This is a genomic window from Arthrobacter sp. 05N428_2 (assembly GCF_056397065.1).
This window is the reverse complement of sequence record NZ_JBFTMR010000001.1, coordinates 32,972-54,174: the sequence shown is the minus strand read 5'-3', so window position 1 is coordinate 54,174 and position 21,203 is coordinate 32,972. Positions and strand designations below refer to the sequence as shown.

The window sequence follows — 21,203 nt, the reverse complement described above, 5'->3', positions numbered from 1 at the left end:
GAGGACGGCTCGTTTGCTTGTCAGGCGAGGGAGAGGAAGAGCTTTTCCAGCTCCTTCTTGTCCATGGTGGTGTCTTCGCGGACGATGCACTGCTCGAGGCCACTGGCGATGATGGCGAACCCGGCCCTGTCCAAGGCCTTCGAGACCGCCGCCAACTGCGTGACGATGTCCTTGCAGTCCTTCCCTTCCTCCAGCATGCGGGTGACTGCAGCGAGTTGCCCCTGGGCGCGCTTGAGGCGGTTGACCACGGGGGTCAGTTCAGTCGAGTCGAGTTGCATGAGTCTCCAAAGGGGTGGATGTCTTGCTGCCAACTATATACCCCACAGGGTGTTTTGGATACCGGCCGGGGTATCTGCAATACTCGGTGGGGTATCCACTAACGCTCGCTTTCGAGAGGCCTCCATGACGCCCCCTTCCCCTAACGGGACCATCACCTCCCTCACCCCTGACACCCTTCGCCGCTGGGTCGCCGAGCATCAGGACCTCCTGGTGATCGATGTACGCTCCGCCGCTGAGTTCGAGTCCCTGCACATTCGCGGCTCCTACAACATCCCGCTGCCGCTGCTCTCCGAGCACTCCGATGAATTGGCTGCCCGCCTGGGCAGCCGTGTCGTATTGGTCTGCCAGTCCGGAATCCGCGCCGAACAGGCTCGCCAGCGCCTGGCCAAGTCCGGTATCGCTACGGCCTACGCCCTGACCGGCGGAGTGCCCGGATTCGCAGCAGCAGGCGGGCACGTCGTCAAGGGCAAGAACCGCTGGGACCTGGAACGCCAGGTCCGCCTCGCCGCGGGGTCCCTCGTGGTCCTCGGCCTGGCCGGCGGCAAGTTCGTCTCACCAAAACTACGGATGCTCGCCGGCGCCATCGGAGCCGGGCTGAGCTTTTCTGCGGCCACCAATACCTGTGCCATGGGCAAGGCGATCTCGGCGATGCCGTGGAACCAGGCGGCCACGGAGCCCACCCGCGAGAGCGCCATCCAGCAGCTTCCGACGGCTGACGCGACGCGGACCACGGCAGCATGATCGCGGCCCTGTCACTGGGGCTCTTCGTCGGGGCCGTGCTCGGTGTAGTCGGTGGCGGCGGCTCGATCATCGCCGTTCCGGCCCTGGTCTACGGCATGGGCCTGAGCCCCGCAGCGGCCATTCCCACGTCCCTTCTGGTGGTGGGGCTCTCCTCCCTGGCAGCGCTGATCCCCCGGCTGCGCCAAGGCATCAACTGGCCGGTCGTCCTGATTGTCGGCGCCGCGGGCATCCCCGCCGCGTGGGGCGGCACAGCAGTGGGCCGGCTGCTGGATCCGACCATCCTGATGCTCGCCTTCGCCGCCATCATGGTGGCCGCGGGGGTCCGCATGCTCATGCGCAGCAAGGAAGCGGAAGGTTCCTGCAGCACCGGCCCCGGCCGCGCCTTCCGCTCCTGCGCCCCCAAGGCCGTGGGGGTCGGGCTCCTGGTGGGCTTCCTCACCGGACTGCTGGGAGTGGGCGGGGGCTTCCTGATCACCCCGGCCCTCACCATGTTCCTGGGTCTGCGCATGAAACAGGCCGTCGCTTCATCCCTTGCCATCATTGTGATCAATTCGGCTGCGGGCTTCGGAGCCCATTCCGCCGGATTCGCCATCGACTGGTCGAGCGTCCTGGCGTTTGCCGTCCCCGCCATTCTTGGTTCCCTCGTTGCGGCCCGCCTGGCCCGCCGGCTGCAGGACAAACACATCCGGGTGTCCTTCGCCATGCTCATCTTTGCCGTCGCGGCCTGGGTCACGGCAAGCACCGTCACCGCCTGAGAAGCGAAACGCCAACCACAAACCAAAGGAGAACACGATGGGCCTGATCAGCTCACTGAAGAAAGCATTCGGCAAGCCCTACAAGACCGTCACAGTCGCGGAAGCAAAGGAAATGCTGGCCGCAGGGGCCGCCTTGATCGACGTGCGGTCCACCCAGGAATGGCGCTCCGGCCACGCACCGCAAGCCAAGCACTTCCCGCTCGACAAACTTCAGGCCGGCGCCCCCGGGATCTACAAAACCCGGCCCGTGATCGCGATGTGCCAATCAGGGGTTCGCTCCGCCTCGGCCGCCAGAATCCTCGCCGCACAAGGGTATGAGAGCTATTCCCTGCGGGGCGGCATGGGCGCCTGGCGCCAGGCCGGCGAGCCCGTCCGCTAATAACAACCAAACCCGCTCGAAGGAGAAGCCATGGCTGAAATCACCGTCAACGAAGCTGATCAGCGCCGTTCCACTGCCCTGATCCTGGACGTCCGGGAGGACTTTGAAGTTGCCGAAGGGATGATCCCCGGAGCGCTGCACATCCCGATGGGCCAACTGCAGGCCCGACTTTCAGAGCTGGACCCCGCCGCACCGGTAATTGCAGTTTGCCGCAGCGGGAACCGCTCCGCCCGCGTCGCCGATGCCCTCAACCGCGCCGGCTTCACCGCCGATACCATGACCGGCGGCATGACCGCCTGGACCCACGCGGGACTCCCCACCACCTGACCGGACGGCTGGCTCCGGCCTCGCAAAGTCCGGGGGTAACCCAGCATTGCTGCATACCCCCCTGGGTATTAGAATTAATGCAAGAACAACACCGCACATCCCTCGTGAAGGAGAGCACCAGATGCTTATCGAACGCATTTACGACGAAGACCTCGCCCAGGCCAGCTACCTGATCGGCTGCCAGGCCAAGGGTGAGGCAGTAGTGGTTGACGGCCGCCGCGACATCGCGGTGTACCAGGAACTGGCCCAAAAGAACGGCATGAAGATCGTCGCCGTCACCGAGACCCACATTCACGCCGATTATCTGTCCGGTACCCGCGAACTGGCCGCCGCGACCGGCGCCAAGATCTACGTTTCCGGCGAGGGCGGCCCGGACTGGCAGTACGGGTTCGACGGCGAACGGCTCTACGACGGCGACACCATCACCTTGGGCAACGTCAGCATCCAGGCGGTTCATACCCCGGGCCATACCCCAGAACACCTGTCCTTCCTGGTCACCGACGGCGCCTTCAGCGACCAGCCCGGTTATCTGCTGTCGGGTGACTTCGTCTTCTCCGGCGACCTGGGCCGGCCGGATCTCCTGGACGAGGCAGCAGGGGGCATCGACACCCGGTTCGTCGGAGCGAAGCAACTGTTCGTTAGCCTGCGTGAAAAGTTCCTGACCCTCCCGGACTATGTCCAGGTTCACCCCGCCCACGGCGCCGGCAGCGCCTGCGGCAAGGCCCTTGGCGCCATCCCGTCTTCCACGGTCGGCTACGAACGCCTCTACGCCTGGTGGGGGCCATACCTGGCCGCCAACGACGAGCAGGGCTTCATCGACGAACTCCTGGACGGCCAGCCCGACGCCCACGCCTACTTCGGCCGGATGAAGCGCGAAAACCGTGAAGGCCCCGTCATCATGGGCGAGCGCAGCCCGCTGCCCGAACTGGACCAGGCCGGCGTTGCGAAGGACCTCGCCGAGGACAACGTCACCTTCATCGACACCCGCCCCAACGGCGAAGTCCACCAAGGCACCGTTGCCCGCTCCCTGAACGTCCCGGCTGGCAAATCCGTCGCCAGCTACGGCGCCTGGGTGGTCAACCCGGAAACCGACAAGAACCCGCTGGTGCTCCTGGCCGCCGACCAGCATCAAGCCCAGGACATGTGGGACCACCTGGTCCGGGTCGGCATCGACAATGTCGCCGGCTACGTCACCAGCATCGAAGGGCTGCCCGTCTCCACCCCCAGGCTCGTCCAGCCGGCTGACCTCGCCGGTTTCGATGCGGCCATGGTTCTGGACGTCCGCAACCGGACCGAGCACACCGCCGGGCACGTCCCCGGGTCCCACCAGCTCAGTGGCGGCCGCGTCATGTGGCACCTGGACGAACTGCCCGCGCACGGCACCATCGTGACTTATTGCCAGAGCGGTGTCCGGAACTCCGTGGCCGCCAGTGCGCTGCGTCGGGCCGGGTACGACGTCGTCGAACTGGACGGCAGCTACGCCGCCTGGAGCGCATGGCAGCAGGCCCAGGAATCCGTATCAAGTAACTAAACCAAAGCAGCACGTCCCCTGACGGACAGTGGCGGCGGCACGGTAGACCCGGCCGCCGCCAATGCCCTGCCGCGTCCCGTACTGACAGCTGGAGTGTATCCGTGAGATCAGACCCCACCGCTTCACCACGGCGCCCCGGTCCAACGGATGCCATCAGGCTTGGCCTGCGCCAGAACCTGGCGCAATTCATCCTCCTAGTTGCCGTCAACGCCCTCGTCGGGGGAACGCTCGGCCAGGAGCGCATGGTGCTGCCGCTGCTGGCCGAAAAAGTCTTCCACCTGGACCGGTACTCCTCGGCCCTGACCTACATTGTGGCGTTCGGACTGGCCAAGGCTGCCACGAACTACTTCGCCGGAACCCTCTCGGACCGCTACGGCCGCAAGCCGGTACTCGTCGCCGGCTGGCTTATCGCCATTCCAGTTCCCGTGCTCTTGATCTTCGGTCCTTCCTGGGGTTGGATCGTCGCAGCCAACGTGGTGCTCGGCATCAGCCAGGGCCTGACCTGGTCCACCACTGTGATGATGAAAATGGACCTCGTCGGCCCCGAACGCCGGGGCCTGGCCATGGGGCTGAATGAAGCAGCCGGTTACCTCGGCGTGGCGGGCACCGCGCTGGCCACCGGCTACATCGCGTCCACCTACGGGCTGCGTCCGGGTCCGTTCCTGCTGGGTGCGGCCTTCATCGCCGTCGGACTCGGCCTGTCCGTGCTGTCCGTCCGCGAGACACGCCACCACGCCCGGGCGGAGGCAGCTGTGCACGTCCCGGTCCACGCCGGGAGCCACGCCGGGCTGAGCAGCAGTGCCGTCTTCGCCCTGACCAGTTTCCGGGACAGGTCCTTGTCCTCGGTCAGCCAGGCCGGGCTGGTGAACAACCTCAATGACGGCCTCGCCTGGGGGCTCTTTCCGGTCCTGTTCGCCGGGGCAGGGCTCAGCATCGAACGCATCGGCGTCCTCGCCGCCGTCTACCCGGCAGTGTGGGGCGCCGGGCAACTGGTCACCGGTGCCCTGTCGGACCGGATCGGCCGCAAACCACTGATCGCCGGAGGCATGTTCGTCCAGGCGGCAGCTCTGGTGATGGTGGCCGTCGGAAGTGACTTTGGAACCTGGCTTGCCGCCGTGGTCCTGCTGGGCGCCGGCACCGGCATGGTCTACCCCACGCTGCTAGCAGCGATCGGCGACGTCGCCCACCCCGAGTGGCGGGCCAGGTCCGTGGGCGTCTACCGGCTGTGGCGCGACGGCGGGTTCGCCGTGGGCGCGCTGCTCTCCGGAGTCCTCGCCGACGCCTACGGCATCCCCGCCGCGGTCGCCGCCGTCGCTGCCCTGACTGGGCTCTCGGGCATCATCGTTGCTGTGCGCATGCGAAGCAGCGACCACCGCGGCCAGGAATGACCGGGGACGCACTTAGCAGGACGGATGATTGGGTTGTCCAAACCGCCCTGTGCCACCGGTGGGACTGGTTGCTCACCGTGACAGCAATGCAGCGGGAACAGCTGCGGGCGCCCGCACCGCGGATTGCCCCAGGGCCTGGGCGACGGTACGGACCGACGTCGTTCCATTGGCCGTTCGCGCCGCGAGCCAGGTGACGAAGCTGTCGAACAGCGCGGGGCTGACCGTCAGGGTCGGATCGGTACCGACGGCGATGTGGTGGAAGGTCAACTGGAGCCAGCCGCCGGTTGCTTCGGCGTTGGTCACCAAGTCCTGGAGGTTCTTGAGGGTCCAGGTGCTGTCGGCTTCGTCCGGCGCCTTGGTGACCATGGGGTTGCTCGGCGGTAGGGCCTCCGCGAAGGGGCATCCCGCGCAGCTGGCGGGCGAGGTGATGTCACCCAGGCCGCGGGCGCTGGCGTAGCCGCAGTTGCGGACAGCAGTCTGCACGGCGGCGTTCTCCGCCGCGAAGGGGTACGCAAAATTGCGGACCGTAAAGCCCCAGTTTTCAAGGGTGGTTTTGCCGTTGCAGACCTCAGCGGCGGCGGCCGAGGGAGTCAGGGTGGTCAGGTCCGGGTGGGTGACGGTGTGGCCGCCGATCTCATTTCCATCGCTGGCCAGCGTCTGCAGATTCGCCTGCGTCAGGTAACCGGCCGTGCCGATCCAGCTGGTCGTAATGAAGAACGTTCCCGCCAGTCCATGGGCCTTGAGCACCTGGGCGGCGGCGAGCTGGTTGGCATTGCCGTCATCAAAGGTGAGACTCACAATGGTTGCGGGCGCAGCGTGGGCGGGCAACGCAATGCCCGACAGGGATGCCATCGCGAGCAGCAGGATGCTGGCCGCGGAACCCCACTTGCTCTTGTGTGGTCCTCCGCCGCCTGGATGCCTCGGCTGAGCCGTGGCTTGGTCTGAATTGTGAACAGCACGACTTAACCAGCGCATCATTCCTCCAGGGTGGCGGCCCCGCGGCGGACTATGAACACAGAGGCCCACTCCCATGCTAGAAGCGGAGTCGGGAAAGGTCACGGGTGGTCGCTTACCGGACTTTGCGGCCTGACGCCGGCCCGGCTACTTGTCTTTTACTCGTTTTCACCGGCTGCCGCGTACGCCCGGCGGACCTGGGTGGCCGGACTGCGGCGCGGCCCTTCAGGACGCCCGAGCCGCTGCGGGGCGTTACCCCGTGAGCAGGATGACCATGCCCAGGGTCCCCAGCAGCAGGACAGAACCGCTGGTCCAGAAAACGGCAGCCACGTCCGAATGGAACCCTTCCGCCGCAATGCCCCGCACACGCGCGGAATAGCGGCCGCGCTGGGTGGTGTAAATGCCGGCCGCGATGCTTCCTGCCACGCCGACCAGAACGAGGATCCAGAGACCGTAATGCGGCAGCCAACGGAGGAAAACCAGCGCCGCGGCAAAGAGGGCCAGCGCGGTCCGGCCCCAGGAGAGCACCGTGCGTTCGGGCTGCAGCCCGGGATCCTGGTGCATGGGGGCAGCCGGTCCCGGCATCAGTTGACCGTGATCAGCACGATCACCACCGCTGCGGTGGCGGCCCCGCCCAGGCCTAGGAGCGGGACGATGACGGGCAGGGGCAGGGGCTTTCCGTGCCGCATGCTCGACTCGATCGAAACCCAGCGCACCGCGGCGCCGGCACTGATCAACATTCCGATGGCCACCAGGAGTACGGCCAGCACTTTGCGCAACGGCTCAGGGAAAGCTGCGATCGCGAAGGCTTCCAGCGCCAGCCCGCCAGCCAGGAAAGCCAGGGACGTCCGTACCCAGGCAAGGAAGGTGCGCTCGTTAGCGAGCGTAAACCGCGGGTCCGGCTCCTCGCCCCCTGGCAGCACCCGGCGCGCCAGCCACCCGCGACGTTGATCCAGTTCGGTCATTTCACTCCTGACAGTGTGGTTTTGCCCATGGTATGCCGCCCCGAGGCACCGGACGAATCCGGTCAGTCATAGGCAAACCCGGTGAACATGGCTGCTTTAACCAGTTTTACAGATCTTTTCGATACGGGCAGAGTGGCTTCCTGAGACCCCCGTCACGTTGACGGCGGCGAATGCGAAAGGTCACAGTGAGAGCCACCCTGAACCCCCATGTAGTTACCCTCGGAACGGCCGGCGGCCCCCGCTGGTGGACTGGCGCCAACGCGGGCAAGCGTGCGGGCATTTCTACCGCCGTCGTTGTCGGGGACGCCGTGTATCTGGTGGATGCCGGAAGCGGCGTCGGGAACCAGCTGATGAAGGCCGGCTTCTCCGTCGGCAATCTTCGCGGGATCTTCCTCACCCATCTGCACTCGGACCACTGCATCGATCTGGCCAGCCTGGCCATCTTCGGGCTCTTCACCCTCCGCCCGGACCAGGAACCCATCAGAATTATTGGACCCGGAGACCGCGGTGCCCTGCCGCCGGCATCGCCCCGCGCTGTGGTTCCGCCGAAGCCGCTCTTCCCGGAGCAGCCGACGCCGGGCACGAAGGTGATGTTTGAGCACCTCATGCGGGCCTATGGTGCCGACCTGAACGACAGGGTCATCGACGCGCTGCGCCCCTCCCCGCTGGACCGCTTCACCGCTTCGGACATCGAGCTTCCGGCCGGCACCGGTTATGACCCGAATGCAAGCCCGACGCCAGCAGACATGGTTCCCTTTGAAATCTACCGGGATGAACTGGTGACGGTGACGGCCACGTTGGTGGAACATCCCCCGGTTGCCCCCGCCTTCGCCTTCCGCTTCGATACCGCGGAAGGATCGGTGACTATTTCCGGGGATACCGCACCCTGTGAGAACCTGGTCCGGCTCGCCCACGGCACGGATCTGCTGCTCCACGAGGCGATCGACTTCGACTGGGTTTCCCGCGCCTACGGCAATGTGGCAACAGAAGAAGCCCAGGCCTCTATGGACCACCACCGCCGCTCACACACCTCGGCCCGGGATGCGATCGCCTTGGCTGGCAAAGCGGGAGCGGCACGGCTGGCGCTCCACCATCTGGTTCCCGGCACGACTCCCAGATCCGTATGGCTCTCCCACGCCGAAGAATTCTCCGGCACCTTCCTGGTCCCCGACGACCTGGACGTGATTCCTTTCTCCACCGTCATCGACAAAGAAGCCGATGACGCCCCCTACACTGAAGTGGAAATGGCGCCCTCCCTATGAAAACACCGACACAGACACCCGCCTCGGGCCAGTTGCAGGCTCCGGAGAGCCTGAAGGAGACGGGCTTCAATACCCCGCAGATGCGGCGTATCTTGGCGTCCTCCTTCATCGGCAGCGCGATCGAGTTCTACGACTTCATCCTCTACGCCACTGCCGCCTCGTTGGTGTTCAACAAGGTCTTCTTCACCAACCTCGATCCCGCCGTGGCCATCTTTGCCTCATTCGCCACCCTGGCGGTAGGTTACCTGGCGCGCCCGATCGGCGGCATCGTCTTCGGCCACTTCGGCGACAAGCTGGGCCGCAAGGGCGTTCTGATTACCTCGATGCTCATGATGGGCATCGCGACGACCCTGATCGGGCTGTTGCCCACGACGGCGCAGGTGGGAATGCTCGCCCCGGTGGCTCTGATCGTGCTCCGCGTGGTGCAGGGCCTGGCCGTTGGCGGCGAGTGGGGCGGCGCCATGCTCATGGCGCTGGAACACGCGCCCAAGGAACGCCGTGGCTTCGCTGCCAGCTTCGCAAACATGGGCGGTCCAGCCGGTGCGGTACTGGCCACCCTCGCCGTGTCCGCGGTTTCCGTCCTGCCCAACAATCAGTTTCTCAGCTGGGGCTGGCGGATACCCTTCCTCATCAGCATCGCCCTTATCGCCATTGGCCTCGTCATCAGGCTCAAGGTTTCCGAGTCCCCGCTGTTCCTCGCACTGGAGAACAATGCAGAGGAAAAGAAGATCCCCATCATGGAGGTTCTCACCAAGTACCCGGTGAGCGTCATCAAGGGCACCATCGTGGGCATGAGCTCCTATACCGTGCAAGGTCTGATGACGGTCTGGGCCATCTCTTTCGTGGTCGACAGCGCCGGCATGGACCGCACCGCGGTCCTGAACGTCAAAGCAATTGGCGCAGCGCTGACCGTCGTAGGCATCTGGTTCGCTGCCCGCTACTCTGACAAGCTGGGCCGCCGGCCGGTCATGTTCGCCGGCATCATCGTCGGCGCCGTCATGGCGCTGCCCATCATGTGGATGCTAGAACTAGGTGAGCTGTGGCTGTTCGCTCTTGCGCTCTTCGTAGCCAACGGCATCATCCAGGCCGCAATCTTCGGACCCTTCGGCGCGTTTTCCGCCGAGCTGTTCCCCACTCGCATCCGGTACACCGGCGCCTCGTTGGTCTATCAGCTCTCCTCGACCCTCGGCGCCGGGTTCACACCGATGATCATCAGCGGACTGGTGCTTGCGTCGGGCGGATCGCTCTGGCTGACAGGCGCCGTCTGGGCAGGGACCTTCGTCCTCGCGGGGCTGTGCCTGCTGACCGTCAAGGAAGGCAGAGACCAAGACCTCACCGCGGAGAACATCTAGCCCTCCCCCGAAGTACGGGAGTCGGTCAGCCCTTGCGGCCGGCCGGCTCCCGTTCCTTCTTCTCCCCGGTCTCGATGCAGAAGTCAATGAAGGCCCGCAGGCGCAGGCTAGGGCGGTCGGATTCGATATACGCCACACAGATATCACTGTGGCCCACGCTGTCCTCGATCTCCAGGACGGCCAGCGGCAGGGCATCGTAGCTCAGATCAACGGGCGGCCGCTGAACCAGGACGGTGTAACCGAGGCCCTTGGCCACCATGCCCCGCACCGCTTCCAGGCTGCTGGACTTCCACACGATTTTCGGGTCAAGACCAGACTCGCGCAAGTTGGCCAGCTGGTTGTCCCGGACCGAGGGGATATCCAGGGAGACAAAGTCGTCGTTGGCCAGCTCGGCAAGGCGTATTGTCTTTCGCTGGGCCGCCCAGTGGCCCTGGGACACGAGTACATAAGGGACCCCGGACATCACCGTGGTCCATCCCGCGCGCGGGACCAGGTGACGGGTGTGCGTCAACACGGCATCGAGATAGCCGTCCAGCATGCGTTCCTGCAGTTCACCGCCGTCGCCTTCGATCAATGTCACCTCCAGGCCGGGGTTGGGCTTCATAAAGCCATGGCCAATCTCAGGAAGCCAGAAGGCCGAAAGGCCGCTGTAGCAACCAATAACCAGCGGGCCTACGAGCCGGTCTTGCCGCTCGATGACCCTGCCCTGCACCTCCTCGGCATGCCGGACCAAGGCCTTGGCGTCACGCAGGAAGTGCGACCCTACGGCAGTCAACACGATGCCCCGCGCCCGGTGACGGACCACCAGTTGGGAGCCCACGATCCGCTCCAGCTCGGTGAGGGCCTGCGACATCGCGGCCTGCGAGATATGGGAGGCCGCAGCAGCGGCCGAAATCGAACCTTGATCGGCGACGGCGACGAAATACTGCAACTGCTTAAGGGTGTAATCAAGCACTTACCCAGCGTAGAGGACGGACCCGCCGCTGCGGGGCGGCAGAACAACCGGCAGGCGCCTCTTCGAGTCTAGAGCGGGGCGAGGACCTGAGAGAGAACTTCGGCGGGGCGGTTGGTGGTGATCTCCTGGATCCCCAGCTCGCGGCAGAGGGCGACGTCGTCCGCCGAATCCACCGTCCAGACCCGAAAGCGGCGGCCGGAATCCAGCCAGCGCCGGACCGTGCGCGCATGACCGCGGACGTAGTCGATACCGGGCCCGGCCAGACCCACCTCGCCGTCGTCCAGGATCCGCTCCCCCTCGCTCTGAGCGGCCTTCAGGACATTGGCGACGGCGCCGCCGGTGAGGATCCCCAGACCCAGTTCCTCCCGGATTTCGTCGACGTTTACATCGTCGACGAGCTGGCAGATCGCCGCCGCCGGTACGGACTCCAGCAGGTGCTTCACCGAGTCGGGGCTGAAGCTCATGAAGGAGACCCGGATGTTGTCCAGCATCGAGGTGGCAGGGTTCCAGCCCTCAGCCCCGAGCACCGCCAGGACCCGGTCCTCAAGCTTGAGCTGGTAGGGGCTCGGATGCTTGAATTCGATCGCCAGCCCAATCTCGCGGCCTGCCATGCGCAGCAGGTCCAATAGTTCGGGGAGGGTGAGGAACTGCTCGGACGGGGCGCCAAATTCCTCGGGAATCCGGGTGCCCTTCCAGGAGCAGAAGTCCAGCAGCCGCAGCTCGTCCAGGGTGCGGTCCGCGACCGGGCCGGTGCCGTCCGAGGTGCGGTCGAGGTTGGCATCGTGGAGCAGCACCACGTGCTGGTCCCGCGTCAGGTGGACGTCGCACTCGACGCCGTCGACGCCGTCGGCGATCGCCTGGAGATAGGCGGCACGGGTGTGCTCGGCGAAGGCCGCGCTGGAGCCGCGGTGGGCGTAGATGAGCGGACGGGCGGCTGCGGACTCCTCGGTGGTCATGCTGACACGTTAGCGGACGTCCGTTGCGGATGCCGGGCTAGGCTGGGCACATGCAGGTGAACACTGAGCAACCCGTCCGTCCGGCCGTCCCTGCGCCCGGCGGCGAACACCGGCTCTCCGCCGCGGATGCCGACAAGGCCGCGGCGCTGCGGAAGATGAAGCTGCTGGCGGTATCACTGCTGATCGGCATGGCTGTCATCTTCGTCGTCGCCTTCGCGCTGCAGAAGCAGTACCCGTGGCTGGAGTACGTGCGGGCCGCGGCGGAGGGCGGCATGGTGGGCGCCCTTGCCGACTGGTTCGCCGTGACAGCCCTGTTCAAGTACCCGATGGGCCTCAAAATCCCGCACACCGCGATCATCCCCCGGCGCAAGGACCAGATCGGTGCGTCGCTGGGCGAATTTGTGGAGACCAATTTCCTCTCCGAACAGGTGGTTACGGAGAAACTGGCCAGCGTGGACCTCGCCCGGAAAGTCGGCAGCTGGCTGTCCGGACCCGGCGGCGCCGAGCGGGTGGCCAAGGAGGGCGCCGCGGTGATCCGTGGCGCGTTTAAGGTATTGAACGACGACGACGTCCAGGCGGTCATCGAGGGGATGGTCCGCAGGCACCTGCTGACCCCGCCGTGGGGACCTCCGGTGGGGCGGCTCGCCGAGCGTGTGTTCGACGACGGCCACCACCACGCGCTCGTGGATCTGCTCGTGGACCGCGCCGTTGACTGGGTGCGGGACAACCACGAAACGGTTAACCGGCTGGTCACTGACCGCTCCCCCACCTGGGTGCCCACCTTCGTGGACGGGCTGGTGGGCGACAAGGTCTACGTGGAGATCCTGAAGTTCACCCGGGCCGTGCAGTCGGATCCGCAGCACCAGGTGCGGCTGGCGATCGACAAGTACCTCAAGGAACTGGCCCAGGACCTCCAGCACGATCCGGTCATGATCGCGCGCGCCGAAGGAGTCAAGGCCCAGGTGCTCGGCGACCCGGAGGTCCGCGAACTCGCCTCCCGCACGTGGGGCACGATCAAGGCCGCGCTGCTCGCCGCCGTCGACGATCCGCACAGCGAGCTGACGGTGCGCTTTAAGGCTGCCGTGCACGACTTCGGCACCCGTCTGGTAGTTGACCCCGAGTTGGCCGGAAAGGTGAACACCTGGATCGGCGACGCCGCGGGGTACCTCGTCAACAACTACCGTTCAGACATTGCCGGCGTGATCACCGAAACGGTGGCCCGCTGGGACGCCGAGGAAACCTCGCAGAAAATCGAGCTCCAGGTGGGCAAGGACCTGCAGTTCATCCGGATCAACGGCACGGTGGTGGGAGCGCTGGCCGGCCTGGCCATTTTCACCGTGGCGCACTTCGTCTTCGGCTAGACGGGATGGAGCTGGCGGATACGGCGGCGAAGCTGACAAGCCGCCAGAACCGGCGGCGCGAACGTCTAGGCGGTCGCGACCTTGGCCCGGGCGCGGCCGCGCAGGGCGAAAACCGTGTAGGCGAGCGCCACTAGCGCAGTGACCACAAGCAGCAGCAACCCGATCGAGTAGCTGTGGGTCGCGGCGTCGTAGGTGGCGCCCATGACCAGTGGCGGGAAGTAGCCGCCGAGGCCGCCGGCGGCGCTGACCACCCCGCTGATGCTGCCGACCTTGCCGGGCGGCGCTAGCACTCCGACCCAGGCGAAGACGCCGCCGGTGCCCAGGCCCAGTGCCGCCGCCATGGCGACGAACGTCAGGCCGGCGGGCACATCGCCGTCGGGCTGGAGGTTCACCACCCAAGCGAGCACGGCGACGCCGGCGAGCGAGACCACCACCACGGGTTTAGGGCCGAACCGGTCCGCGAGGACGCCGCCCACCGGCCGGGCCAGCACGGCGGCCAGGGCGAAGCCTGCCGTGCGGGCGCCGGCGGCGCTGGGATCGAAGCTGTAGACGTCCCGGAGGTAGGTGGGCAGGTAGGTCGCGAAGGACACGAAGCCGCCGAAGACGACGGCGTAGAGGAAACACATCTTCCAGGTCACCGGCGCTTTCGCGGCGTCGAGCAGCTTGGGCAGGACCGGGGCATTGTTGCGGCTCCAGCCCGGGGCTTCCTTCATCAGGAACCAGACCAGCGCGGCCATTACGGCCAGGACGCCGGCGATCAGCAGGTGCGTCGGGAAGTAGCCGATCCAGGCGACCAGGCGGGGGTTCAGGAAGGCGGCGAGGGCGGTGCCTCCCATCCCGGCGCCGAAGACCCCGGTGGCGAAGCCTCGCCGTGAAGGTTCGAACCAGGCACTGACGAAGGGGATGCCGACGGCGAAGACCGTTCCGGCAACACCTAGGAGCAGGCCGGCGCCCAGCACCAGGGCGAAGGATCGGATGGTGCCGCCGACGGCCACCAGCAGAATCGGGACGATGGCAGCCAGCAGGACGAAGCTGAACAGCGCGCGGCCGCCGTACTTGTCCGTCAGGGCGCCGACGACGATCCTTCCCAGCGAGCCGACGAAGACCGGCATCGCGACGAGGATGCCCGTGGTGGCAGCGTTGAGGTGCAGGTTCTGCGTATAGAACGCCCCCAGGGTGGCCACCGAGTTCCATGCCCAGAACCCGGCCACCGAGGCGGCGGTGGCCAGCACCAGGTTGCGCATCCGGCCGCCCTCGGCGACTGCGGGCTGGGGCACTCCTCCGGCCAACGGGGCCTCCTCTCGATTCGGCAACTCAGGTCAGCAGGTTCCGGTCAGCGGTTGCGGGTGTCACGGTCGCGGGTGCCGACGGCGGACCAGCCGCGGCGGGCGGCGGTGCCGGAGGGCCGCGCCGCCGCGGTGCCTGCCGTGCTGCGGTCCCGGTCCCGGTCCCGGGAGCGGTACACGATGTAGGGGCGGAAGAGGTAGTGGAAGGGCGCGGTAAAGGCGTGGACCAGGCGTGTGAACGGCCAGATGACGAACAGCGCCATGCCTACCAGGGTGTGCAGGTGGAACGAGAACGGGGCCGCCGCCATCGCCGCGAGATCAGGCTGGAAGACAAACAGCGAGCGGAACCACGGGGCCACGGTCTCGCGGTAGTTGTGCCCGTGCTCGCCCTCAAAAACGCTCGCCAGGGTGGTCCACAGCCGAAGTGCCCGGCGATCACGGCGAGCAGGCCGAAGTGGAACAGCGGCGAGGCGATCCGGAGCAGCCTGGACTCGTAGAGCTGAGAGGACCGGGTGGTCCAGCCGAACTGGTCATATTTGTAGCGCCAGATGAGGCCGCCCACCAGCACGACGACCATGACGTAGGGCAGCACGCCCCAGAGCACAATGTCCAGGGCGGAGAGTTCGACGGCGGACCCGGCCGCGGCTTCGAATGCCAGCATTCTCAGGCCCCCTTCACGGGCAGCAGGCGCGGATCGTACGGGTCCAGGCCCACCGCCTCGGTGGGCGGCCCGTAGCCGGCCATCCGCATCACCGCTTGCTCGTCCGCGGGCGATTTCCCGGGCAGTGTGGCACAGATGGCCTGCAGGATGCTGGCATGCGGGAGCTTGTCCCGGAGCAGGCCGAAGCGGAGCATCTCCAGACTTGCCCGGAACCGGCCCAGCAGGCCGCGGCCGGCCGCGAGGTCCACCAGTGCGGCGTATTCGAGCACCATCGGAAGGTAGTCCGGCAGTTCGCCGTGGGTGTCCACCAGGATGTCGCTTTGCCGGTAGGTCTGCTTGAAGTTGCCCAACACTTCGCCGCGGCGCCGGGTGTCCCCGTCGGTCCAGTAGGAAAGATGCAGGGCGTGCCGCTTTCCGAGGTCGAACTCGCGCACGTAATGTGCCTGGATTTCCATGAGCGGCCGGGATTCCAGCACCTCCAGCACCTCGGCGAAGGCCTCCCCCGCGCCGGGAAACTCGGCCAGCGCGGCCCGCATGAGCGGGACCTTATCCAGCAGATCCTCATCCGGGTAGGACAGGCACCAGGCCGCCGCCATGTACACCACCTGCTCGCGCCGGCTCACGGCTGGTCCTCCGCCGCTGCGAGAGTTCCCGGTTCGCCACCGGGGGTCCGCCCCGGGAAGAGCCCGGGCGGCGCCCCGCGGCCGTCCCAGTTCAGCAGGTTGACCCGGCCATGGAGGCCGGAACCGGAGCCCATCTCGTCCGTGGTCTGCCGGTCGCGGAGGGCGTGGAAGGTTTCCACCGCCACCGGGACCGGCCGGCCGCTGGCCTCGCCGAACGGGGAGGAGTCCTGCATGCCCGGGCCGCCGTCGAAGTCCAGCGAGCAGCCCATCTCTTCCAAGTCATGGGCCTGCTCCACGTGCGCCTTGGGAATCACGTAGCGTTCCTCGTACTTGGCGATCGCCATCAGCCGGTACATCTCGTACATGGTCTGGCTGTCCATCCCCACGGCTTCCGGGATCGAGTCATCGGGATCGTTGCCCAGGCTGATGCCGCGCATGAAGGACCGCATGGCCGCGAGTTTCCGCAGCACGGCGGTGACGCGGTCCGTGTCCCCGGCGGTGAAGAGTTCGGCGAGGTACTCCACCGGGATGCGCAGCGCGTCGATGGCACCGAACAGGTTGCCGGCGTCCTCGCCGTCGTGCCCCTGGTCGCGCAGCAGGTCCACCACAGGGGAGAGCGGCGGGACGTACCAGACCATCGGCATGGTCCGGTATTCGGGGTGCAGCGGCAGCGCCACCTTGTAGACCTTGGCCAGGGCATAGACCGGCGAGCGCCGGGCGGCGTCGATCCAGTCCTCCGGGATCCCCTGGGTCCGGGCATCCGCCTGCACGGCGGGGTCGTTGGGATCCAGCAGGACGTCCATTTGGGCGTCGTAGAGCTCCTGCGGGTCCGTCACCGCGGCCGCCGCGGTGACGGCGTCGGCGTCGTACAGGAACAACCCGAGGTAGCGCAGCCGCCCCACGCAGGTCTCCGAGCAGACCGTCGGGAGCCCTACCTCCACCCGCGGGTAGCAGAAGGTGCATTTCTCGGCCTTGCCGGTCTTGTGGTTGAAGTAGATTTTCTTGTATGGGCAGCCGGTGACGCATTGCCGCCAGCCGCGGCACCGGTCCTGGTCCACCAGCACAATCCCGTCCTCCACCCGCTTGTAGATCGCGCCGGACGGGCAGGAGGCCATGCAGGAGGGGTTCAGGCAGTGCTCGCAGATCCGCGGCAGGTAGAACATGAACGTTTGCTCGTAGGCGAACTTGATCTTGTCTTCGGATTCGCGCCGGATTTTTTCCACGACCGGGTCCAGGTGGCCGTGCTCCGTGGAGCCGCCCAGGTCGTCGTCCCAGTTCGCGGACCAGGTGATCTTGGTGTCCTCGCCGGTGATCAGGGACTTGGGCCGGGCCACTGGGAAGTCATCGCCCAACGGCGCGTCCACGAGGGTTTTATAGTCGTAGGTCCAGGGCTCGTAGTAGTCCTTGAGTTCGGGCTGGACCGGGCTGGCGAAAATCCCGAACATCTTCTTGACCCGGCCGCCGGCCTTGAGCACCAGCTTGCCGCGCTTATTCAGCTCCCAGCCGCCGCGCCACCTGTCCTGGTCCTCGTACCGGCGCGGGTACCCCTGCCCGGGACGGGTTTCGACGTTGTTGAACCAGACGTATTCGGTGCCCGCACGGTTGGTCCAGGCCTGCTTGCAGGTCACTGAACAGGTGTGGCAGCCGATGCATTTGTCCAGATTCATGACCATGCCCATTTGAGCCATGACACGCATCAGTACTGCACCTCCTGGGAACGACGGCGGACGGTGGCCACCATGTCGCGCTGGTTTCCGGTGGGGCCAAGGTAGTTGAACGCGTAGGCCAACTGGGCGTAACCGCCGATCAGGTGCGAGGGTTTGACCAGCAGCCGGGTGACGGAGTTGTGGATGCCGCCGCGCCGTCCGGTGGCCTCGGACTTGGGCACGTCGATGGTTCGTTCCTGCGCGTGGTGGACGTAGACCACGCCGGCCGGCATCCGGTGGCTGACGATCGCCCGGGCCACGAGGACGCCGTTGATGTTGACGCACTCCACCCAGTCGTTGTCCTTGACCTCGATGGCGGCCGCGTCCGCCGGGCTCATCCAAACGGTCGGGCCGCCGCGTGACAGCGAGAGCATGAGCAGGTTGTCCTGGTATTCGGAGTGGATGGACCACTTGGAGTGCGGCGTCAGATAGCGGACCACCACCTCCATGGCGCCGTCCCGGCCGAGTTTGGGTTCGCCGAAGAGCCGGTGCATGTCCAGCGGCGGCCGGTAGATCGGCAGGGCCTCGCCGATGTCGATCATCCAGTCGTGGTCCAGGAAAAAGTGCATCCGCCCGGTCAGGGTGTGGAAGGGCTTGAGCCGTTCGATGTTGATGGTGAACGGGGCGTAGCGCCGGCCGCCGGTCTCCGAGCCGGACCACTCCGGCGAGGTGATCACCGGCACCGGGCCGGCCTGGGTCTGGGCGAACGTGATGAACTTTTCCTCGGAACCCTCGGAGAGGTCCGCCAGCTTCCGGCCGGTGCGGACCTCCAGATCCTTGAAGCCCTGCACGGACAGGGCGCCGTTGGTGGTCCCGGAAAAGGCCAGGATGGCTTCCGCCATTTTCGCGTCGGTATCAATTGCCGGCCGGCCGTCGGCCGCCCCGCCGAGCATCACGCCGTTGGAGCGGCTGAGCCGCTGCAGCGGTCCGGCGAGTTTGTAGGTGACGTTCTTGACCGTGAAGCCCAGTTTGTCGGCCAGCGGCCCGACGGCGGCCAGCTTGTCCGCGATGGCGGTGTAGTCCCGCTCCACGACGGAGAAAATGGGCATGTTCTGCCCGGGGACAGCGGGAATGGCCGCGTCCCGCCAGTCCCGGACAACACCGCCGGGCTGGGCGAGCTGGCCGGGCGTGTCGTGCTGCAGCGGCACGCTGACCAGGTCCCGGCGGACGCCCAGGTGGGTCTTGGCCTGCCGGGAGAACTCCTGGGCCAGCAGGTGGAAGGTGTCGAAGTCCGTCTTCGTTTCCCACGGCGGGTCGATCGCCGGGGTGAAGGCGTGCACGAAGGGGTGCATGTCGGTGGAGGACAGGTCGTGCTTCTCGTACCAGGTGGCTGCCGGGAACACCACGTCGGAGAGCAGCGTGGTGGAGGTCATCCGGAAGTCGGCGGAGACCAGGAGGTCCAGCTTCCCCTCGGGCGCCTGCTCGTGCCATTTCACGTCCCGGGGCTTGAGGCCTTCGGCGTGGTCCTTGCCGAGCACGTTGTTGTGGGTTCCCAGCAGGTTCCGCAGGAAGTACTCGTTGCCCTTGGCCGAGGAGCCGAACAGGTTGGAGCGCCACAGCACGAGGGTCCGCGGCCAGTTTTCCGGGGCGTCCACGTCTTCGATCGCCGGGTTCAGGGTGCGGTTCTTCAGGGCGTCCGCGATGAAGCTCGGTGTGTCGGATGCGGTGCCGGCGGCGACGGCGGCTTCCGCCTCATCCGCGAGGTCCAGCGGATTGCGGTCAAACTGCGGGTAGAACGGCATCCAGCCGAGCCGCGCGGACTGCGCCATCGCGTCCGCGGTGTGCATGCCGTCAAGGGCACCGGTGGACAGCGGGGACTTCAGCGCGTCCGCCGAGTAGCCGTCCTGCCGCCACTGGTCCGTGTGCATGTACCAGTAGCCGGTGCCGATCATGGTCCGCGGCGGCCGCGACCAGTCCAGTGCGTTCGCCAGGGACACCCAGCCGGTGGCGGGCCGCGTCTTTTCCTGGCCGACGTAGTGCGCCCAGCCGCCGCCGTTGCGGCCCATGCAGCCGGTCAGCATCACCAGTGCCAGCACGGCCCGGTAGGTGGCGTCGCCGTGGAACCACTGACAGATGCCGGCGCCCATGATGATCATGGATCGGCCCTTGGACTGTTCGGCGTTACGGGCAAACTCGCGGGCCACCCGGATGCAGGCCTGCGCCGGGACGGAGGTGATCCCTTCCTGCCACGCCGGGGTGTAGGGGGTCGCCGCGTCGTCGTAGCCGCCGGCCCAGTCCCCCGGCAGTCCGCCGCGGCCCACGCCGTACTGGGCCAGCATCAGGTCGAACACGGTGGTGACCAGTTGGCCTTCCACCTCGAGGACGGGCACGCCGCGGCGCAGCACGCTGCCGGCGCCGCCGGCGTCCTCGAAGCAGGGAAGCAGGATTTCCGCGCTGTTTTTGGAGACCTCGCGGAGCGACAGGGCCGGTTCGATTCCTTCCAGGTCCAGGTTCCATTTGCCCTCGCCGCTGGCGGAGTACCGGAACCCCATGGAGCCGTTGGGGACCGCGGGCCGGCGGGCCGCCTTGTCGTACAGCACGGTGCGGAAGGCCGCGTCCTCGGCCAGGGACTCGGCCGGGAGGTCCCGGGCGGTGAGGAACTTCCCCGGGGTGAGGGCGCCGTCGTCGCGCCGTTCCAGCCGGACCATGAACGGCAGGTCCGTGTACTGCTTCACATAGTCCGTGAAGAACGGGACCTCGCGGTCCACGAAGAATTCCTTCAGCATGACGTGGCCCATCGCCATGGCGAGCGCGGCGTCGGTGCCCGCCTGGGCGGGGAGCCATTCGTCGGCGAACTTGGTGTTGTCCGCGTAGTCCGGGCTGACCGTGACCACCTTGGTGCCTCGGTACCGCACCTCGGCCATCCAGTGCGCATCCGGGGTCCGGGTCACGGGGACGTTGGAGCCCCACATCATCAGGTAGCGCGCGTCCCACCAGTCGCCGGATTCCGGGACGTCCGTCTGGTCGCCGAAGACCTGCGGGCTGGCCACGGGCAGGTCCGCGTACCAGTCGTAGAAGGACGTCATCACCCCGCCGATCAGCTGGATGAAACGCGTCCCTACCGCGTGCGAGACCATCGACATCGCCGGAATCGGTGAGAACCCGGCGCAGCGGTCCGGTCCGTAGGTCTTGATCGTGTTGACGTGCGCGGCGGCGGCGATCTCGATCGCCTCCTGCCAGGAGACGCGGACCAGGCCGCCCTTGCCGCGGGCCTGCTGGTAGCGGCGGCGGCGCTCCGGGTCGCCCACGACGTCGGCGAAGGCCAGCACCGGATCGCCCAGCCGGGCTTTGGCCTCCCGGTACATTTCCACGAGCACGCCGCGGGCGTACGGGAACCTGACCCGGGTGGGCGAGTAGGTGTACCAGGAGAAGGCCGCGCCGCGGGGGCAGCCCCGCGGCTCGTATTCCGGGCTGTCCGGGCCTACGGAGGGGTAGTCGGTCTGCTGGGATTCCCAGGTGATGATGCCGTCCTTGACGTACACCTTCCAGGAGCAGGACCCGGTGCAATTCACCCCGTGCGTGGAGCGGACCACCTTGTCGTGGCTCCAGCGGTCCCGATAGAAGATGTCGCCCTTGCGTCCGCCTTCCCGGAACACCGCCCTTCCGTCGTCGGTCTGGTCCCATTTCGTGAAGAATCGGCCCAGCTTCAACATCGCATCCGAGGCGGGTCCGTCCAACCCCGCAGAGCCTCCGGCAGTCATCCCCTCAAGTTATGGGCCTGC

General features: G+C 66.8%; 19 protein-coding genes and 1 pseudogene. 9 read left to right on the top strand and 11 right to left on the bottom strand.

Annotation, left to right across the window (positions count from 1 at the left end):
- Positions 1-20 precede the first annotated feature (20 nt).
- Entirely contained in the window at positions 21-278 is a 258-nt protein-coding gene (locus AC1DGI_RS00270; RefSeq protein WP_144662938.1) for a metal-sensitive transcriptional regulator, read from the bottom strand.
- A 124-nt stretch (positions 279-402) separates the two neighbouring features.
- Here AC1DGI_RS00270 and AC1DGI_RS00265 point away from each other — a divergent pair, with 124 nt between their 5' ends.
- From AC1DGI_RS00265 to AC1DGI_RS00240, 6 genes are all read left to right on the top strand, one after another.
- Complete coding sequence (locus AC1DGI_RS00265; RefSeq protein ID WP_441401697.1) at positions 403-1,020, top strand: rhodanese-like domain-containing protein; 618 nt, start codon at positions 403-405, stop codon at positions 1,018-1,020.
- The gene (locus AC1DGI_RS00260) at positions 1,017-1,775 is read left to right on the top strand and encodes a sulfite exporter TauE/SafE family protein (RefSeq protein ID WP_476897323.1); all 759 of its coding nucleotides are present in this window, start codon (positions 1,017-1,019) and stop codon (positions 1,773-1,775) included. The genes AC1DGI_RS00265 and AC1DGI_RS00260 overlap by 4 nt, the downstream gene beginning before the upstream one ends.
- A gap of 37 nt (positions 1,776-1,812) precedes the next feature.
- Positions 1,813-2,154, top strand: a complete 342-nt coding sequence (locus AC1DGI_RS00255; protein ID WP_476897322.1) for a rhodanese-like domain-containing protein — start codon at positions 1,813-1,815, stop codon at positions 2,152-2,154.
- A 30-nt stretch (positions 2,155-2,184) separates the two neighbouring features.
- A complete protein-coding gene (locus AC1DGI_RS00250; RefSeq protein WP_476897321.1) occupies positions 2,185-2,481 on the top strand; it encodes a rhodanese-like domain-containing protein in 297 nt (98 codons plus the stop codon).
- Positions 2,482-2,602: 121 nt separating this feature from the next.
- Positions 2,603-4,012 (top strand): MBL fold metallo-hydrolase, encoded by a 1,410-nt coding sequence (locus AC1DGI_RS00245; protein WP_476897320.1) that lies wholly within the window; start codon positions 2,603-2,605, stop codon positions 4,010-4,012.
- A 188-nt stretch (positions 4,013-4,200) separates the two neighbouring features.
- Complete coding sequence (locus AC1DGI_RS00240) at positions 4,201-5,400, top strand: MFS transporter (RefSeq protein ID WP_476897513.1); 1,200 nt, start codon at positions 4,201-4,203, stop codon at positions 5,398-5,400.
- Positions 5,401-5,472: 72 nt separating this feature from the next.
- Here AC1DGI_RS00240 and AC1DGI_RS00235 read toward each other — a convergent pair whose 3' ends face one another.
- The 3 genes from AC1DGI_RS00235 to AC1DGI_RS00225 form a co-directional block, all read right to left on the bottom strand.
- The gene (locus tag AC1DGI_RS00235) at positions 5,473-6,252 is read right to left on the bottom strand and encodes a polysaccharide deacetylase family protein (protein WP_476897319.1); all 780 of its coding nucleotides are present in this window, start codon (positions 6,250-6,252) and stop codon (positions 5,473-5,475) included.
- 354 nt (positions 6,253-6,606) lie between these two features.
- Complete coding sequence (locus AC1DGI_RS00230; RefSeq protein ID WP_441403225.1) at positions 6,607-6,918, bottom strand: DUF202 domain-containing protein; 312 nt, start codon at positions 6,916-6,918, stop codon at positions 6,607-6,609.
- Positions 6,919-6,938: 20 nt separating this feature from the next.
- On the bottom strand, positions 6,939-7,319 hold the full coding sequence (locus AC1DGI_RS00225) for a YidH family protein (RefSeq protein WP_441403226.1): 381 nt from the start codon (positions 7,317-7,319) through the stop codon (positions 6,939-6,941).
- 185 nt (positions 7,320-7,504) lie between these two features.
- Here AC1DGI_RS00225 and AC1DGI_RS00220 point away from each other — a divergent pair, with 185 nt between their 5' ends.
- Together AC1DGI_RS00220 and AC1DGI_RS00215 are read left to right on the top strand one after the other, a co-directional pair.
- Entirely contained in the window at positions 7,505-8,581 is a 1,077-nt protein-coding gene (locus tag AC1DGI_RS00220; protein ID WP_476897318.1) for an MBL fold metallo-hydrolase, read from the top strand.
- The gene (locus tag AC1DGI_RS00215) at positions 8,578-9,933 is read left to right on the top strand and encodes an MFS transporter (RefSeq protein ID WP_476897317.1); all 1,356 of its coding nucleotides are present in this window, start codon (positions 8,578-8,580) and stop codon (positions 9,931-9,933) included. Before AC1DGI_RS00220 ends, AC1DGI_RS00215 begins: the two co-directional genes overlap by 4 nt.
- A gap of 25 nt (positions 9,934-9,958) precedes the next feature.
- Here AC1DGI_RS00215 and AC1DGI_RS00210 read toward each other — a convergent pair whose 3' ends face one another.
- Positions 9,959-10,888, bottom strand: coding sequence for a LysR substrate-binding domain-containing protein (locus AC1DGI_RS00210; RefSeq protein WP_476897316.1), 930 nt, complete (start codon positions 10,886-10,888; stop codon positions 9,959-9,961).
- Positions 10,889-10,956: 68 nt separating this feature from the next.
- Entirely contained in the window at positions 10,957-11,844 is an 888-nt protein-coding gene (locus tag AC1DGI_RS00205) for a glycerophosphodiester phosphodiesterase (protein ID WP_476897315.1), read from the bottom strand.
- 50 nt (positions 11,845-11,894) lie between these two features.
- Here AC1DGI_RS00205 and AC1DGI_RS00200 point away from each other — a divergent pair, with 50 nt between their 5' ends.
- On the top strand, positions 11,895-13,205 hold the full coding sequence (locus tag AC1DGI_RS00200) for a DUF445 domain-containing protein (protein WP_476897314.1): 1,311 nt from the start codon (positions 11,895-11,897) through the stop codon (positions 13,203-13,205).
- A 65-nt stretch (positions 13,206-13,270) separates the two neighbouring features.
- On the opposite strand, the gene AC1DGI_RS00195 is transcribed toward AC1DGI_RS00200, so the two are convergent.
- The 5 genes and pseudogenes from AC1DGI_RS00195 to AC1DGI_RS00175 form a co-directional block, all read right to left on the bottom strand.
- Positions 13,271-14,449: an MFS transporter gene (locus AC1DGI_RS00195; RefSeq protein ID WP_441401932.1), complete on the bottom strand. Its 1,179-nt coding sequence runs from the start codon at positions 14,447-14,449 to the stop codon at positions 13,271-13,273.
- 89 nt (positions 14,450-14,538) lie between these two features.
- Positions 14,539-15,152 (bottom strand): annotated as a pseudogene (locus tag AC1DGI_RS00190) (respiratory nitrate reductase subunit gamma).
- 2 nt (positions 15,153-15,154) lie between these two features.
- The gene (gene narJ, locus AC1DGI_RS00185; RefSeq protein ID WP_476897313.1) at positions 15,155-15,775 is read right to left on the bottom strand and encodes a nitrate reductase molybdenum cofactor assembly chaperone; all 621 of its coding nucleotides are present in this window, start codon (positions 15,773-15,775) and stop codon (positions 15,155-15,157) included.
- Positions 15,772-17,472, bottom strand: coding sequence for a nitrate reductase subunit beta (gene narH / locus AC1DGI_RS00180; protein WP_476897312.1), 1,701 nt, complete (start codon positions 17,470-17,472; stop codon positions 15,772-15,774). Before narH ends, narJ begins: the two co-directional genes overlap by 4 nt.
- The gene (locus tag AC1DGI_RS00175) at positions 17,472-21,182 is read right to left on the bottom strand and encodes a nitrate reductase subunit alpha (protein WP_476897311.1); all 3,711 of its coding nucleotides are present in this window, start codon (positions 21,180-21,182) and stop codon (positions 17,472-17,474) included. The genes narH and AC1DGI_RS00175 overlap by 1 nt, the downstream gene beginning before the upstream one ends.
- Positions 21,183-21,203 lie beyond the last annotated feature (21 nt).